Annotated in this window: 19 protein-coding genes and 1 tRNA gene; 2 read left to right on the top strand and 18 right to left on the bottom strand. The window is 44.3% G+C overall.

The window, feature by feature from the left end:
- Positions 1 to 40: 40 nt before the first annotated feature.
- Complete coding sequence (locus B0G85_RS00470; RefSeq protein ID WP_100379119.1) at positions 41 to 598, bottom strand: 5'-methylthioadenosine/S-adenosylhomocysteine nucleosidase family protein; 558 nt, start codon at positions 596 to 598, stop codon at positions 41 to 43.
- Between the two features lie 11 nt (positions 599 to 609).
- Between B0G85_RS00470 and B0G85_RS00465 the strand changes: the two genes are divergently transcribed.
- Positions 610 to 1,128 carry an adenine phosphoribosyltransferase gene (locus B0G85_RS00465; protein WP_100378493.1) on the top strand — a complete coding sequence of 173 codons (519 nt, stop codon included), beginning with the start codon at positions 610 to 612 and terminating at the stop codon, positions 1,126 to 1,128.
- Between the two features lie 19 nt (positions 1,129 to 1,147).
- Here the strand turns inward: B0G85_RS00465 and B0G85_RS00460 are convergent, their stop codons facing one another.
- Genes B0G85_RS00460 through B0G85_RS00435 form a run of 6 tightly spaced genes read right to left on the bottom strand, consistent with a single transcriptional unit; the run spans position 1,148 to position 3,170 of the window.
- Positions 1,148 to 1,432 carry a YqjK family protein gene (locus B0G85_RS00460; protein WP_100378492.1) on the bottom strand — a complete coding sequence of 95 codons (285 nt, stop codon included), beginning with the start codon at positions 1,430 to 1,432 and terminating at the stop codon, positions 1,148 to 1,150.
- Entirely contained in the window at positions 1,429 to 1,797 is a 369-nt protein-coding gene (locus tag B0G85_RS00455; RefSeq protein ID WP_100378491.1) for a phage holin family protein, read from the bottom strand. Before B0G85_RS00455 ends, B0G85_RS00460 begins: the two co-directional genes overlap by 4 nt.
- A gap of 6 nt (positions 1,798 to 1,803) precedes the next feature.
- Positions 1,804 to 2,142: an ElaB/YgaM/YqjD family protein gene (locus tag B0G85_RS00450; RefSeq protein ID WP_100378490.1), complete on the bottom strand. Its 339-nt coding sequence runs from the start codon at positions 2,140 to 2,142 to the stop codon at positions 1,804 to 1,806.
- Between the two features lie 45 nt (positions 2,143 to 2,187).
- A complete protein-coding gene (locus tag B0G85_RS00445) occupies positions 2,188 to 2,649 on the bottom strand; it encodes a Smr/MutS family protein (RefSeq protein ID WP_100378489.1) in 462 nt (153 codons plus the stop codon).
- 38 nt (positions 2,650 to 2,687) lie between these two features.
- Positions 2,688 to 2,987, bottom strand: a complete 300-nt coding sequence (locus B0G85_RS00440) for a hypothetical protein (protein WP_100378488.1) — start codon at positions 2,985 to 2,987, stop codon at positions 2,688 to 2,690.
- 3 nt (positions 2,988 to 2,990) lie between these two features.
- Positions 2,991 to 3,170 carry a helix-turn-helix transcriptional regulator gene (locus tag B0G85_RS00435; protein ID WP_100378487.1) on the bottom strand — a complete coding sequence of 60 codons (180 nt, stop codon included), beginning with the start codon at positions 3,168 to 3,170 and terminating at the stop codon, positions 2,991 to 2,993.
- A 250-nt stretch (positions 3,171 to 3,420) separates the two neighbouring features.
- Between B0G85_RS00435 and B0G85_RS00430 the strand changes: the two genes are divergently transcribed.
- Positions 3,421 to 4,734, top strand: coding sequence for an amidase (locus B0G85_RS00430; RefSeq protein ID WP_198508660.1), 1,314 nt, complete (start codon positions 3,421 to 3,423; stop codon positions 4,732 to 4,734).
- 1 nt (position 4,735) lies between these two features.
- Here the strand turns inward: B0G85_RS00430 and B0G85_RS00425 are convergent, their stop codons facing one another.
- The 11 genes from B0G85_RS00425 to B0G85_RS00375 form a co-directional block, all read right to left on the bottom strand.
- Positions 4,736 to 5,881: a M20 family metallopeptidase gene (locus B0G85_RS00425; RefSeq protein WP_100378485.1), complete on the bottom strand. Its 1,146-nt coding sequence runs from the start codon at positions 5,879 to 5,881 to the stop codon at positions 4,736 to 4,738.
- A gap of 3 nt (positions 5,882 to 5,884) precedes the next feature.
- Positions 5,885 to 6,592, bottom strand: a complete 708-nt coding sequence (locus tag B0G85_RS00420; RefSeq protein ID WP_100378484.1) for an ABC transporter ATP-binding protein — start codon at positions 6,590 to 6,592, stop codon at positions 5,885 to 5,887.
- A gap of 2 nt (positions 6,593 to 6,594) precedes the next feature.
- Positions 6,595 to 7,380: an ABC transporter ATP-binding protein gene (locus tag B0G85_RS00415; RefSeq protein ID WP_100378483.1), complete on the bottom strand. Its 786-nt coding sequence runs from the start codon at positions 7,378 to 7,380 to the stop codon at positions 6,595 to 6,597.
- Positions 7,377 to 8,525 (bottom strand): branched-chain amino acid ABC transporter permease, encoded by a 1,149-nt coding sequence (locus B0G85_RS00410; protein ID WP_100378482.1) that lies wholly within the window; start codon positions 8,523 to 8,525, stop codon positions 7,377 to 7,379. Before B0G85_RS00410 ends, B0G85_RS00415 begins: the two co-directional genes overlap by 4 nt.
- Positions 8,526 to 8,527: 2 nt before the next feature.
- Positions 8,528 to 9,460 (bottom strand): branched-chain amino acid ABC transporter permease, encoded by a 933-nt coding sequence (locus B0G85_RS00405; protein ID WP_100378481.1) that lies wholly within the window; start codon positions 9,458 to 9,460, stop codon positions 8,528 to 8,530.
- A gap of 62 nt (positions 9,461 to 9,522) precedes the next feature.
- A complete protein-coding gene (locus tag B0G85_RS00400; protein WP_100378480.1) occupies positions 9,523 to 10,674 on the bottom strand; it encodes a branched-chain amino acid ABC transporter substrate-binding protein in 1,152 nt (383 codons plus the stop codon).
- Between the two features lie 230 nt (positions 10,675 to 10,904).
- Complete coding sequence (locus B0G85_RS00395; RefSeq protein WP_100378479.1) at positions 10,905 to 11,516, bottom strand: glutathione S-transferase; 612 nt, start codon at positions 11,514 to 11,516, stop codon at positions 10,905 to 10,907.
- Between the two features lie 97 nt (positions 11,517 to 11,613).
- Positions 11,614 to 11,706: transfer RNA gene (locus tag B0G85_RS00390), tRNA-Ser, on the bottom strand.
- 76 nt (positions 11,707 to 11,782) lie between these two features.
- On the bottom strand, positions 11,783 to 13,033 hold the full coding sequence (locus B0G85_RS00385; protein WP_100378478.1) for an aspartate kinase: 1,251 nt from the start codon (positions 13,031 to 13,033) through the stop codon (positions 11,783 to 11,785).
- An 89-nt stretch (positions 13,034 to 13,122) separates the two neighbouring features.
- Entirely contained in the window at positions 13,123 to 14,448 is a 1,326-nt protein-coding gene (tilS, locus tag B0G85_RS00380; protein ID WP_100378477.1) for a tRNA lysidine(34) synthetase TilS, read from the bottom strand.
- Positions 14,414 to 15,385, bottom strand: a complete 972-nt coding sequence (locus B0G85_RS00375) for an acetyl-CoA carboxylase carboxyltransferase subunit alpha (RefSeq protein WP_100378476.1) — start codon at positions 15,383 to 15,385, stop codon at positions 14,414 to 14,416. The genes tilS and B0G85_RS00375 overlap by 35 nt, the downstream gene beginning before the upstream one ends.
- Positions 15,386 to 15,387 lie beyond the last annotated feature (2 nt).

Genomic DNA, 15,387 nt, shown 5'->3' with positions numbered 1-15,387 from the left:
ATGATCAAGCCAAGGAAATAAGGGATTGGTCACAATAGGCTCAGAGTAATTCTTTTAGCTTCAGAAGAAAAGCGTCTTGGCCGTCATTCACCTTTTCCTGCCAATCATTGCCAGATTGGGTATTGGCATCATCTGTTATATATTTAAACGATTGCCACGGAATCTGAAACTGATAGGCAGTCGCTGCAATGGCAAAGAGCTCCATATCAACAACATCAACCCCCTGCTCTTGTAGCCAGGGATCATGAGCAGTAACAAAGCTATCGCCCGTGCCACACATATGAATGCCTCCTGGAGATCGATAGACCTGGGGTCTTGGGCAAAATGGTGTCTGACCTCTTGGTGCCAAAGGCTCAGTTTGCATATCCCGCTGAATGACCTGGCCAATTTCTAATAAACCATGAAGGTCGAGATTCACCTTACCTGCCGTGCCAAAATTGATGATTCTTTTTGGCTCAAACTCCTCGATAGCCTGATAAGTCATCAGGGCAGCATTCACCTTACCAATACCAGAATAGATAATGCCTACCCCTGGCGGCAATACTGCACGGCTGAGTTCGGATTCTAAAGCGGTGATAATAAGTAGGTTCGATTTCATGATGGCCAATAATGAATTTATTAGATTATCTACCCGGAGTCCCAGACTTCCCCAAGCCCGGTATTTTATTTAGGGATATTTCACCGCTATTAGCCAATCCTCTGGCATTTCAGGCTGCAATTACTCAGCTCAATACCCTTGCACAGCAATTGGATTACACCCACATTCTGGGCATCGAATCACGCGGCTTTATCTTTGGGTCAGCCTTGGCGCATCATGCCCATAGAGGCCTTGCTTTAGCCAGAAAGCCCAACAAACTCCCACTCGTAAGTCATCGGGAGTTTTATGGCCTGGAATACGGGTCTGACAGCCTCGAATTGCAGCAATCCAGCCTACCTACTGATGCCCGCGTCCTGATCGTGGATGACGTACTGGCTACGGGGGGCACTATTGTTGCGGCCAGCCTACTACTTAAAAAAGCAGGCTTTACATTAGCCGGGGCTTTAACGCTCTTAGAGATTGCTGGTTTAGATGGCAGTGCTACTTTAAGTAAAAATGGGATTGTGAATCGCTCGCTACTAATTGCCTAAATAAAAGCAACGAAAAAATCTAGATGAGATTTTTGGCAGTTTTGAATAATTTGATAGCGCCCCAACCGACTGCTAGTGCCTTAGTGGCTAATTTGGGTCGGTAGTGCGCGAGCACTGCAAATGCACTGCTCCATAAAAAAGGATTGCTTGAAATGAAATGAAAGGCATCAACCCCTTTATCCGCCCAAGAAAGTGGCATCTCAAGAGGCTCAAAGTGTAGCGCAAAATCAGAGCGTTCTTGGGCGGCCCTTGCCTGCAGCAATTGTTGACGAGCTGTGAGCTCAGCTAAGGATGGATGCTTCATTTCGATAGCGCCTGGCGATCTTTAGCAAGCTCGGCAATAGATGACTCAAACAATTTGGGCATAGTCTTTAAAGAGCGCAGTACTACTAAAGCCAAGATTAAACCCACTGATAAAAATCCACCACTGAGAAGGCCTAGGGCCATCATACGATTCGTTTCCCAACTATAAATCACAATGAGTAAGGCAAGCATGACTAGGCCAAAAAACAGAAAGAATAAGGCTAGGCTAATAAAAACCAGCAGCCGCATAAATTGAGAACGGGCAATCTGCACATCGATTGAGAGAAGCTCTAAACGGGTCTGGGTGATAGCGGCTGCAGTGGAGACCAGATTTTTGACTGCAGAAAGCATATTTTCTTGTGACATGGCGAGCTATCGACGACTCATGAGTAAGCCGATCAAAACACCAACACCAGCAGCAATACCAACAGCTTGCCATGGCTTGTGATGAACAAAATCATCTGCACCTTCAGCAGCTACCTTAGCTTTATCCATTAAGCCATCTTCCAGCGTTGCTAAATTCTGTTTAGCACTTGATAAGGTCTCGATCGCCCGAGCCCGAATAGCATTTAATGGCCCCTCTTCGTGTTGCGCAGTTGCTTTAATCAACGCTTCCGCATCAGCCATCAAGGCCTTAAAGTCATCTACTAAATGCTCAGAACTTTGATCAATATCTTTGTGTGACTCTAATGCTGCTTTTTTGGTAGTCATTTTTCTCTCCCAAAGCCTATATTAAAAGGATTTAACTACTCTATTCTAAGCATTGATCGCATACATACCTAATATGAGTACAGTCATACCGGCATTACCCTGCTTAAAGTGCTTCAGATACCCCTTTAGTGAAGGTCTTCTCTTGAGTAGTGCGTGATAGGCCTCACTTCCAAATGCCGTCTCTTCACCATAATGGTATTCGCTCACACGATCAGAGAAATAGTTGCTCTCCAGCGCAGCATGTACGGCATGCTTGATAAAGCCACCCTCTCCACTGGCGCCATAGCCATGTATCAACATAATCACTTTGACACCGACTTCCGATGCTCTTCTTAAGCTAATAGTCAAGCGCTCCAATGCCTCCTCGGCACTGGGGCTACCAAACTTGAGGTTAAGCACGAGGGTATCCATCAATACTGCCGGAAGTGTGCTGCTGCCACAGTGCTGGCAGTCATCTAACATCACCCTTGGATTACCGCACTCAGAGCACTCAAATGAATTGGGCATTAGATCGCTTAATTATTTGATTGCTGAATTGCTAATAATTAAACCGAGCAATACTTTTCTTCTAAAGCGGAAATGGTATTGATGCGATCGTCCACCATTTTATTGAGGGTTTGTTGAGCAGCATCTCTATTTTCCTGCACTTTTAAACTCATATTAATCAACCCAGTTACATCTTTTCGGATTGAGGTGTTGCCATAGCGCAGTTCTTTCAAGGAAGATACGGCCTGGGCTGAAATCTTGCATTGCTGGCTTAATAACTCCGAGGAATCAGAAGCACTGTTGGCATACGCAAATGCAGCTACTGAGGCAGTAACTAGGGCTAATAGAATCTTTTTCATTTTTTATCTCTTCACTTTATGACCACATGTTGGACAGCAACCTAAATCTTTTGCCTTCATCTTTCTTAGGGCGGCATAGACGCTAGATTCTGATATTTCCATCTTTCTAGCAGCTTGTGCAGCTGACATACCCTTCCCTATCCAATCCAAAGCTTGATGCGTTTTTGGTATTACTTTTCTCATTTCACCTCCCATGGCATTACTATACTACACAAGTTGTGAAGTTGTGAGGTTGTGAACTTTATAGTTAAATAGAATACTAGGGAAATCTACTAGTTAGCGATATAAAATCTATAAATTATTAAAAAGTTCCGTTTTGCGCCAGAATCACAGTGGGAAATAGGTAGCTCACGCTCTCAACGCCGAACTACTTCGGATGCACTAAAAGTGATAAAGTGAAGACTCTATAAACTTATATCTACCAATGACTCTCATGAAGAAACCTTTTATTGGACTAGTAGAGGCCTGTGAACTCATTGAGCGGAAACAGCTTACGATCCAAACATATCTGTCTCAGTGCGTGGGACGCGCGGATGACTTAGAGTCAACGCTCAAGGCATTTACTGTACGCAGCCCCCTGCTAAAAATGCTTCATGAATCTGGCGCTGGCCCATTGAAGGGTATACCAGTAGCAATAAAGGATATTCTTGCTACAAAGGATTTTGTAACGACGAATGGCTCGCCTATTTACGGCAACTACATACCTATGGAAGATGCCCCTATCGTTCAAAAGATTCGGGCACTTGGTGGCGTTGTTTTTGGAAAGACAGTCACAACAGAGTTTGCTTGGAAGCACCCGGGTGCAACTACCAACCCTTGGAACAGAGGACACACACCCGGGGGCTCATCTAGTGGCTCTGCAGCGGCAGTAGCAAGCGGAATTGTTCCATTGGCAATCGGCTCTCAAACCGTAGGGTCCATAGTGCGACCCGCATCATTTTGTGGCGTGGTCGGATTTAAAGCTAGCTTTGGGGCCGTACCTCGTGCCGGAGCACACCCTGTATCAGGCTCGCTAGACCATATCGGATTTTTTACTCGATCCGTTAAGGATATTGTTTACGCATTTAATCTATTAAAAAATATATCTCCTAGTGAGGAGGATGCCATCGTCATTGAGGATGTCTCACTAAAACCACTTGAGAAATATACTGATAACAGAAGGCTTCGCATTGCTTTATTGAAAACACCGTTTGATGATTTACTAAGCCAAGAGCAAAGTGATGTTCTTCAATCAGTCGCAAGCAATCTGAAGTCGGAGGGGGCATCTGTTGAGGATTACACTTTGCCCGATGGTTATTGGGATGGAATTCAAGCGCTACATATATTAATGGCATGTGAGGCTGCAGTCATCCACGAGCATCATTTTGAAAAATACCCCGAGCTAATGAGTACTCATATGAAAGAGTTAGCCCAAAAAGGAAATAATCACACCGCCAGCGAATATATCAAAGCAAAAAAACTACAACAACGATTACGACAATCTATTGGTGAAATTTTTGAGCGCTTTGATGTAATTCTCTCTGCGCCCGCAACTGGCGAGGCCCCTAAGGGCTTAGATTTCACTGGCAATCCTATCTTTTGCGCCTTATGGTCTTTTATAGGTACGCCAGCTATTGCATTGCCCGTTACTAAATCCGCTAAAGGGCTACCATTAGGCATTCAGTTGATCGGAAATTACCGGGATGATGAAAAGCTATTAAATATCGCCGCCTTTGTGGAGGCCTCTATTGAAAAGAGGAGCAATTAAGTTAAGACTGCTGCCAATCTAAAATTAAATTACTGAACAGCTTTGTAGCGTCTTCAATTTTATTGACATAGCAAAATTCGTCAGTTTGATGAGCCATCTCGGGCTGACCAGGGCCAAGAATGACTGTTGGTGGATTACCAATAGCGGACTTCAGAGCAGATGCATCAGTAAAGTATGAAACGGTCTTTTCTGTTGGTCGAACCCCATTAATAGCAGTGCAGCACTCAAAAACCTTTTCCATCCATGGATCATTGGCCGGCGTGAACACGCCCTCGATATCAATAATCGTATCGAGCTGCACCGCCGATCCTAAAGCTTTGCATAGACATCCATAAATATGGGAATGGCTTTGGCCTGCAACCGTCCTAATATCCAGCGTCATTTCCGCAGCATCGGGAACAGAATTAATATTAATTCCTGATTTTGCTGTACCTATATTTAACGTACCCTGACCCATTAAGGGGTGAACTGGAGTATCAAAAGTAAATTTCTCAAGAGTCAGCGCTGCTTTGGCTAATTTATAAAAAGCGTTATCACCTCTTTCGGGCATCGAGCCATGAGCGGTAATGCCTTCCGTTTTAGCTTTGAGCCAGTAAGCGCCTTTATGACCCAAAAGCGGTTCATTCGCCGTCGGCTCAGCTACAACAAAGCACCCTGCTGGACCAAGAAAATCCACAATCTCTTTACTGGCGGCTAAATGAAAAGCGCCCTCGCAACCAGTCTCTTCACCAGCAGTAATGATCATAGTGACACCAGCGCCTGATTTTGTCATTTGAGCAGTTTGAACGGCTGCTACAACAAAGGCAGCAACACCACTTTTCATATCACTAGAGCCGCGACCATATAACTTACCGTCTTCAATCAAACCAGCAAATGGTTCAAACTGCCATGCACGAGCCCCTAAGGGAACGACATCAACGTGACCAGTAAAACAAATGCTGGGGCTGGATGAGCTGCAGGCCCCAATTCTGGCTACCAAACTTGTGCGGCGCGGGGCAAATTCAATTTTCTTGCATTCAAATCCAGCAGTCTCCAAGATACCCTGCAGATATTCACAAATCTGATCTTCGTTACCAGGAGGATTAATTGTGTTGAACCGAACTAACTCTTGAGTAAGTTCGACGGGATTTAATCTTGATGTCAGCATAAATTATCCAAAATAAGCGGCCTGTACTTCGGCATTTGCTATCAACTCTTCAGCATTTCCTTGCGCCACTACAGAGCCCTTAGAAATAACATAGCCACGATGAGCAATAGCGAGCGTTTGACGAACGTTCTGTTCGACCAATAAAACGGTAGTCCCCATCTGATTAATCTCTTTAATAATTTTAAAATTCTCTTTTACAAAGAGGGGGGATAACCCCAAAGAAGGTTCATCAAAGATCAATAAATCAGGAGAGCTCATCAGGCTACGGCTAATAGCAAGCATGGCTTGCTCTCCCCCAGATAGAGTTCCGGCTAGCTGGGTCGATCGCTCTGCCATTCTCGGAAAAAGAGCTTTAACGTGAGCACGCCTCTCTTCAATAATCCGCTTATCTTTCACAAGATAAGCGCCAGCCGATAAATTTTCATCGACCGTCATGCGCGGAAATACTTTACGCCCCTCAGGAACACAAGCAATTCCACGCTCAATGATTTGGTGCGAGGGAAGGCGGCAGATATCCTCATCTTTAAAAAGAATCTCCCCACGATTTGCAGGCGTTAAACCTAATATTGAGCGAATTAAAGTGGACTTACCAGCACCATTCGCGCCTAAGATACAGGTAATTTCACCTTGCCTAACTTCAATAGAGACATCCTCTAAAACATCAATACGATCATAGGCCGTGTAAAGGTGCTGGATTTTTAATAAATTCATGATTATTCCTGGCCCAAATAAGCAACTTGTACCTCAGGATTATTGACAATCTCATCATAAGTGCCCTCGGCAATTTTTTTACCGTAATTAAGAACAATACAGCGCTCAGTCATGCGCTGAATTAGGCCCATTTCATGCTCAATTAAGACAATCGTAAAAGGCTTTACTTTGCTTCGCACCTGCAAGATATCGTTCATAACCTCAGCAGTTTCGTCATGAGTCATGCCCGCCGATGGCTCATCGAGCAATAGGAGATCTGGTTCACTGATTAAGGCGCGACATATCTCAATACGACGACGATCAATCATAGGAAGACTAGCAACAGGTTCAAATATTTTTGCAGCTAAGTTTGGATTGAAAGTCAGTAGGAGTTGATTTACTTGCTCAACAACCTGGTCATATTCTGACTTAAATTGCTTGCGTTGAAAAAGATTAAAAAACAAACCCGTATCCAAACGACGGTTGTCTCCAATGGCAATATTATCAAAGACCGTTAATGGTAAAGATAATCGTGAGCGCTGAAAAGTACGCGTTATTGCCTCGCGATAAACATCCTGAGCAGAGGCACCAGTAATATCCTTGCCTCGAAATATAGCTGATCCAGAACTGGGGCGATAAAGGCCTGTTATCACGTTAAAAAAGGTTGTTTTACCTGAGCCATTCGGACCTAGTAAACCAAGAATCTCACCTTCATTCACATGCAGGTTCAGAGAATCTAATGCAGTGACTCCACCAAAACGCATTGTCAGGTTATGAGCCTCTAAAATCTTTTTTGCAGGATGGTTCATTTTGAACCCCCCACACTCTTATTTTTATCTGGAAAATATGCGCGGATACGGCGAGGTAGCAAGCCATCAGGGCGGAATAGCAAAATGAGAATAACAACAATTGCGTAAAGTAGAAAACGATATTCTTGTATAAATTGCAATTTTTCCGGAAGGATCACCACAATCGCAGCTGCAGGAATAATCCCCCAGGGATTACCAATGCCACCCAAAATGACGATGGAAACTAGAATTAGTGAATCGGCAAAGGTGAAATTATTAGGGGCAACGTAAGCCGTCATCATTCCGTATAACGCTCCGGCCATTCCAGCCATAAAATTACCCAAAGTAAACGCCACTATCTTCCAACGTGCAATGTTGACCCCAAAGGTTGAGGCTGCAATCTCATCAGTACGAACCATGTCCATGCTTAAGCCAACCCAAGAGCGCTCTAAATTTCGGGTAATTTTGAAACTAAAGATCAGCAAGACTAAGGCAATCAATAAATATGGAATATAGAATGAAAACTCAAATCCACCAATATCAAATCCGTCGGATAAATTCCAACCAAAAAGATTAAAAGCAGGAATCTTTAAGCCTTGAGGACCGCCGAGAGTATCGTTTACCTCAAGAAAATTCCTGAATAAGATACCAAAAGCAATCGTCACTAAAGCGGCATAGTGACCCCGAGTCCTGAGGACAGGATAAATAACAATACAACCAATCAAAGCTGAGATACCGGCAGCCAAAAATAAGATCGCTATGTGGGGCACATTAGTATGCATTGCCAACACTGCAGCCGTATAACTACCAATACCAAAAAATGCAGCCCCAGCAAAGTTCACGATACCGACGTAACCAAATTGGATGTTTAAGCCAAGACATACTATGGAATAAATCAATACGGTTGCGAGCATTAGTAACGCAAAATGTGCATCATGAAATACCACCATGGTAATTAATACCCCAGCAATAGAGGCGTAAGCTGGAAACTGGGGATGCTGTCGCACCGCAGCTGCAAGACGCTCCATTAACCCCATCTTTTTCCCGATGATACTAATTACAAACGCCAAGACAACCAAAGCTCCTACTTCGATCTGATTTTCAGAGCCCAGCAATAAGTTGCTATAAATTAAACACACAGCAAACGTTGTTAATAGTAACTTCATGATTACACCCGTTCGCTAGATTTTTCAGAAATTAAGCCTGTTGGCTTTAATCCCATAATGATAATAATCACTGCAAATGCAAATACGTCTTTGTATGCACTGGGAACACTGGGCAAAATTGCGGGCAATAACACTGCACCAATTGTTTGCAGGGCCGCAAATAGAAAGCCGCCCACAATAGCGCCGTAGAAGTTCCCTAGGCCACCAACTACCGCAGCAGAAAATCCAATAACACCGAGCAACAAACCCATACCAAAGTTCACTTCGTTGTAGTAGAGGCCATTCATAACTCCGGCCAAAGCTGCCAACGCTGAGCCCAACATAAAGGTGATCAATACAATTTTCTGAAAATTAATGCCCATAATGCGAGCGGTTTCACTGTCTTGAGCGACCGCTCTGATGGCCAAGCCAATTTTGGTGCGAGTAATTAAACGTTGAACGGCAACAATACTAATAATCCCGGTTAACAACAAAATTAAGCTATCCGCCCTCAATATAAAATCGCCTAGGGTAATACCCTCAGTTGGTAACAACCTTGGAAAAGGCTTTGGATTTGAGCCATTAGGATAAAACAGGCGTACCGCCTCTCGCAATGCTAATCCAAGCATTAACGTAACCAACAATGTGTTGATCGGCGGCGCTTTTTGTAATGGGAGAATTAAATAGCGCGCTATAACGGCGCCCAAAAAAGCTGCAACAGAAAGACTAATGATGACAATCATCAAAAGCTGCAACCAGGGAGATTGAAATGTCTCAGCAATGCCGATATAAGCAGTGAGGCCAGCAAAGGCCCCCACCATCAAAATATCGCCATGAGAGAACTTGATGACATCTAACACACCAAAGTAGAGAGTGAAACCTACCGCAACAATCGCGTAGATAACGCCCAACATCAAACCGTTAAGCAGATACTGCAAAAGGATATCAAACGACATGCACTATCACTCTCATTACTTTAGTTAAAAATAAATTAATAAATGGGTACAAGCTACGCTATTTATTGACCTAATTTACGCTGTTTTTTGGCATACAGGCTATCTTCCCAGACAACCCATTTTCCATCCTGGGCAACATATTTAGAGATCAAAGGAACGATGTTTTGGCGACGATCATCAAAGGTTACGGTACCAATAATTGTTTCAACGTTATTCGTTTTATTTAACACTTCCATGACCTTCTTGCGATTAGGCCCCGCCTTTTCAATCGCATCCATAATAAGATTGGCAGCAGCATAGGCAAATGGACCATATGCCTCAGGTGCATCAGGATATTTTTGCTGACTGTATTTAGCTGTAAATGCTAAGCCGCCTGGCAACTTCTCCCATGGAGCGCCCTCAATAAAAGACAAAGACCCCTCTGATAATTTACCGAGGCCCTCAATGTAAGCGTCAGACTTAATACCAGACGTACCTTCGAAAACCGCTTTGATGCCTAAACGATCCATTTGCGTGCGAATACGGATACCAATAGGAGTTAGTCCGCCAAAGTAAACAACCTCAGGCTTAAGCTCCTTAATCTTAGTCAGCTCAGCAGTAAAGTCTTGCTGATCCGCCGTTACTCCGAATGTGCCCAAAATTTGGCCGCCATTCTTGGTTAGGTATTGAGTAAAGTACTTGTTGTGTCCCTTGCCGTAGTCAGTTGTGTCGTGAATAATCACCCACTTCTTGTAACCTAAACCAGTCAAAAATTTAGCAGCAACTTCGTTTTGATTAATCATGGTGCCATTCACTCTATGCACCTCTTTATAGTCATTGCCATAAGTAATCTCAGGCAAAACAGCACCCCACACCATTACTGGCAAGCCAAACTTGTGATAAACATCAACAGTACTCATAGCCACTGCTGAACAGTAATGAGTAACACCAGCGATAATAGAGCTGTCAGCAGCTATCTTTGTAGCTACCTGCACGCCAACGTTAGGCTTGCACTCATCATCAGCAGACACTAATTCATACTTATATTTTGCATTCGGATCTTGATTTTTAAGCCGGACTGCAAGATCTGCAGAATTTCGACCGCCGATACCGTTGGCAGAAACTCCACCAGTCAAAGGCCCGATATAAGCAATTTTGACAGTATCTTTAGCGGATACGCCTACAGATATGCCTGAACATAAAACAAGGGCTAAAGCGGAAACAATGAATTTCATGACTAATCTCCCGTTACGTTATCTAAACTACTACCTGAAAACAGTGTAGCAATATTTCATTTAGAGAATGTTGATTTAGATCACTCACAACGATGCTGTAAAAAATATGGTGTCGAAGGAAGATTGCCCATTATTTTCAACAAAAATCCAGTAATTTGTACGTAAGTACTATTTATCTACAAATATGCACTAAATTGAAGCTAAAAATTCCATCACTCCTGGAAAGATTACTACTCTACCCAGACAGGATGTTGATGCATCACCAAGCCAAAAAGTTCGGATTGCAAAAAATGAGCAAGCCATTCTTTAGTTCTTGATAATGGCAAGCCTGAAAACTCTGATGGGTTCACCATCGAAAACTGCCGAATAAATGGGAATATGGCGATATCTACCCAGGATGTTTTATTTCCCAATAGAAACTGACTGGACTGAAGCGTTAACTCCATTGGCCGTAACATCAACTCCATTGCAGCTCTCAAAACTTCTGCATGGCTAAAGTCTGGATATCGATTGGGGTATTTGTACTGATCCAGAATCTTTTTAAAAGGCCCGTCATTCTTTTCAATCCAGCTTTGCGATATTAGTTGATCAACCATATTCCAGTCATCTGGATCTGATTTTTCGAGTGCCCACTGCATGATGTCCAGACTTTGATCCAAGACTATGTCGTCAATCCACAGCACTGGAACCGTTCCTTTTGGAGAAACCAGGAGCATAGACTGTGGCTTATCCCTTAATGAAATCTCTCGATGCTCAACTGCAATACCTGCATACTGCAAAGCCATGCGAGCCCGCATAGCGAAGGGGCATCTACGATAAGAGTACAAGATGGGCAGAGACATGGATTTTCTTGCTAGGGCTGAAGGTGCAAAAAACTATGCCAGAAAAACTAAGCAATAAGGGTTTGTATCTCTACAAACCCTTATTTTAGGTATTTCCTGGCGAAGACGAGAGGATTCGAACCTCCGATTCGCTTTTTGAGCAAATGCTCCCTTAGCAGGGGAGTGCCTTCGACCACTCGGCCACGTCTCCGTATTCATTCTTTGTATTACAAACTACGACCCACAGTTTAACGGATTCCGTTTGATGGGGGCATATAAAGCGGTATTTACTTCTGGTCTAGCTCAAAGGCCTTGTGCAGGGCACGTACAGCCAATTCCATATATTTCTCGTCAATCACGACTGAAATCTTAATTTCACTAGTGGAGATCATCAAGATATTGATGCCCTCCTCTGATAAGGTGCGGAACATTTTGCTAGCAACGCCAACGTGAGAGCGCATGCCAACACCAACAACAGAGACTTTAGAAACCTTTGGATCACCAGTAATCTCTTTTGCCTCTATGTGGGTCTGCACATTCTTTTTCAGTAAATCTAGTGCTTTCTGATAGTCAGCCCGTGGCACTGTAAAGGTAAAGTCTGTCTTGCCTTCAAAAGATTGATTCTGGATAATGATGTCAACATCAATATTGGCATCAGCAATCGGACCCAGAATTTGATAAGCGATTCCAGGGCGATCAGGAACACCCAATACGGTAATTTTGGCTTCATCGCGCGCAAAGGCGATACCGGAAATAACGGCGGCTTCCATGGTGCTGTCCTCTTCAAATGTAATCAAGGTGCCCGACTTCATCTCAACGTCGAGGGGCATCAGTGGATCTGTCAAGGATGACAGAACACGGGTTTTAACTTTGTACTTCCCGGCAAACTCAACCGAGCGAATCTGTAATACCTTAGAACCCAAGCTAGCCATTTCCAGCATTTCTTCAAAGGTAATCTTGTCCAAGCGGCGGGCATCCTCACAGACACGGGGATCCGTGGTGTAAACACCATCTACGTCGGTATAAATTAGGCACTCATCCGCCTTGAGGGCCGCAGCCATAGCCACTGCTGAAGTATCTGAGCCACCACGGCCTAAGGTTGTAATATTTCCATTGGGGTCGACCCCTTGAAAACCAGTTACTACTACAGCACGGCCAGCGTTAAGATCCGCCAGAATTTTCTGATCATCAATACTCTTAATCCGGGCTTTGGTGAATGCAGAATCGGTATGCACCGTGACCTGCCACCCAGCGTAACTCACAGCATCAATTCCTTCGCGGAGTAAAGCCAAAGCCAACAATCCAGAGCTCACTTGCTCACCTGTTGAGGCAATTTGGTCAAGCTCTCGCGGATTAGCGTCAGGATTAATTTCTTTAGCTAAGCCGAGTAATCGATTGGTCTCTCCAGACATCGCTGACGGAACGACAACAACTTGATGGCCAGCACGCATCCACTTAGCGACGCGTTTGGCCACATTTTGAATGCGCTCTACTGAGCCCATTGAGGTGCCGCCATATTTATGAACGATTAAAGCCATACGAGCAATCTTCTATTTATTCTGATTATTTTGATTTTTCTATCGATGATGCGGCAAAGGAAGCTACCAGACCCTCAAAGGAGCTTATTTTACAGGTTTTTGTACACTGACCACTCTGGAAGCACCCGCATTCCCATAGCCGTTAGATGTGGATAACTGACGCCCACACCAGCAACAGCAACAAGTTGGTCATCAATAAAGAGTAAGGGGGCATTTCTCTCCCAAGGAGGCACGTTAGATTCTTGGAAGAGGTTTTTAAGCGTTTTACGCGGGGTATTCGCCTTGATTTGAATCTTCTCGGCACCCTTACGATCGACTTGTTGAATAAGGCCTTTTTGTCTCGCCTCATCTACCCAGGCAAATGCGAACCCCTGTTTTTTACTTTTTATCGGAATTGTTTTAAAAATCCATCTACCAGACTCCACTCTAGCCACCCGCAAAAGACCACGCCAAAGGTAAATGCTGGCTTCATCGTGCTGCCACTCCAAAGAGGCATCAAGCCCGACCTTTATTAAGTCACGCCACCAAGAATCCAAACGCTCTTGTGAGGGCATTGATAAGCAGTTATTTTTTAGCCAATAGCGCATCAGATTGTTGGCTGCTGGTAAGTCTTTTTTTGCTAGAGCTAAAAGTGGTGCCAGCTTTAAATTCTCTTTTTGCAAGACTGACTTACCGTCCTGAACAGCCAAGCGATCTAATAATTGTTGGGATTGAGCCAGGAGCTCTGCACTACGCGCTAAATTAGCAATAGCCTCAGGCTGTATTTTAGCAAGCCGGGGAATGATTTCCTGACGAATTGCGTTACGTCTAAAACGCCTACTTTGATTACTAGGGTCCTCAATCCATTGAAGCCGATATTTTTTTGCGTACGCTTCAAGCTCGGCCCTGGTTTGATTCAGTAGTGGGCGCTTTAAAGTAACCGTCTTCACCTTGTTGGACCCATTGAGAGGGCGCTTATCAGGCATGGCCGATAGGCCTGCAACACCAGCGCCACGTAATAACTGCAGCAATACTGTTTCTGCTTGATCGTTTTGATGATGCGCTAAAAGCAAATCCTCAATACCATACTCAAGACATAGCTCAGTCAATGCCTCATAACGCCCTGCTCTGGCTCTCGCCTCAACATTACCCTCGTTGGCTTTTTGAAAATGCAGCAGACGAAAATCAAAATGCACTTGATATTTTTTAGCTATTTTTTCACAAAAGACTAGCCATTGGTCGGCTTGCTTTTGCAGACCATGGTGGATGTGAAATACCCAGATTTCAGGGGCAATAGCGGTGTTTTGAATACCCGTATTTCTGCTGGCCCTACAGACGGTGTCGAGAAGAACAACCGAATCGAGGCCGCCACTTAAGGCAACTGCAATTCGTTTGCCCGCCTCAGGACTTGGCTTCGATTTCCTTGAACTTACCATAGCCCATCAGGCGCTCGTGACGTCGCTCGAGTAATGCTTCCACCCTCATGCCTTCAAAAGTCTTTAGAGAGTCCGCTAAAGCCTTACGCAGGTTACTCATCATCACTTCGTAGTCCCGGTGTGCTCCACCAGTAGGTTCGGCCACAATCTTGTCAATTAAGCCTAGTGTCTTTAGGCGTTGCGCAGTTAAGCCAAGTTGCTCTGCTGCTTCAGGCGCTTTTTCAGCTGTTTTCCAAAGAATGGAGGCGCAGCCTTCAGGGGAGATGACCGAGTAGGTGGAATTTTGCAGCATCAGCACTACATCACCCATGGCAATCGCTAATGCACCACCCGAGCCACCTTCACCAATGATGGTGGCAATAATGGGAACCTCTAATTCTGCCTGAACATACAGGTTATGGCCAATCGCCTCAGATTGATTGCGCTCTTCCGCATCAATTCCAGGAAATGCTCCCGGTGTATCCACAAATGTAAATACCGGTATTGTGAATTTCTCCGCCAAACGCATTAAGCGCATCGCCTTGCGATAGCCCTCGGGACGACTCATACCAAAATTTCTAAGAGCACGCTCTTTAGTATCACGGCCTTTTTGATGCCCAATGACAATACAAGGCTTGGCATCGAATCGGGCTAGGCCGGCCACAATAGATTGGTCATCGGCAAAATTACGATCGCCATGCAATTCATGGAAATCAGTAAAGAGTGCATTAATGTAGTCTAGGGTGTAAGGTCGTTGCGGATGACGAGCCACTTGGGAGACTTGCCAAGGAGTCAGATTGGCATAGACATCCTTAGTCAGTTGCTGACTTTTTTCAGACAGCGTTTTAATTTCATCTGAAATATCCACGGATGATTCATCTTGTACAAACTGTAGCTCTTCAATCTTTGCCTCTAATTCAGCGATTGATTGCTCAAAATCCAGGAAAGTCGTTTTCATTG

The sequence above is a fragment of the Polynucleobacter brandtiae genome (assembly GCF_002797575.1).
GTDB classification, from domain to species: Bacteria; Pseudomonadota; Gammaproteobacteria; order Burkholderiales; family Burkholderiaceae; genus Polynucleobacter; species Polynucleobacter brandtiae.
This window is presented reverse-complemented; position numbering and strand designations above follow the sequence as displayed.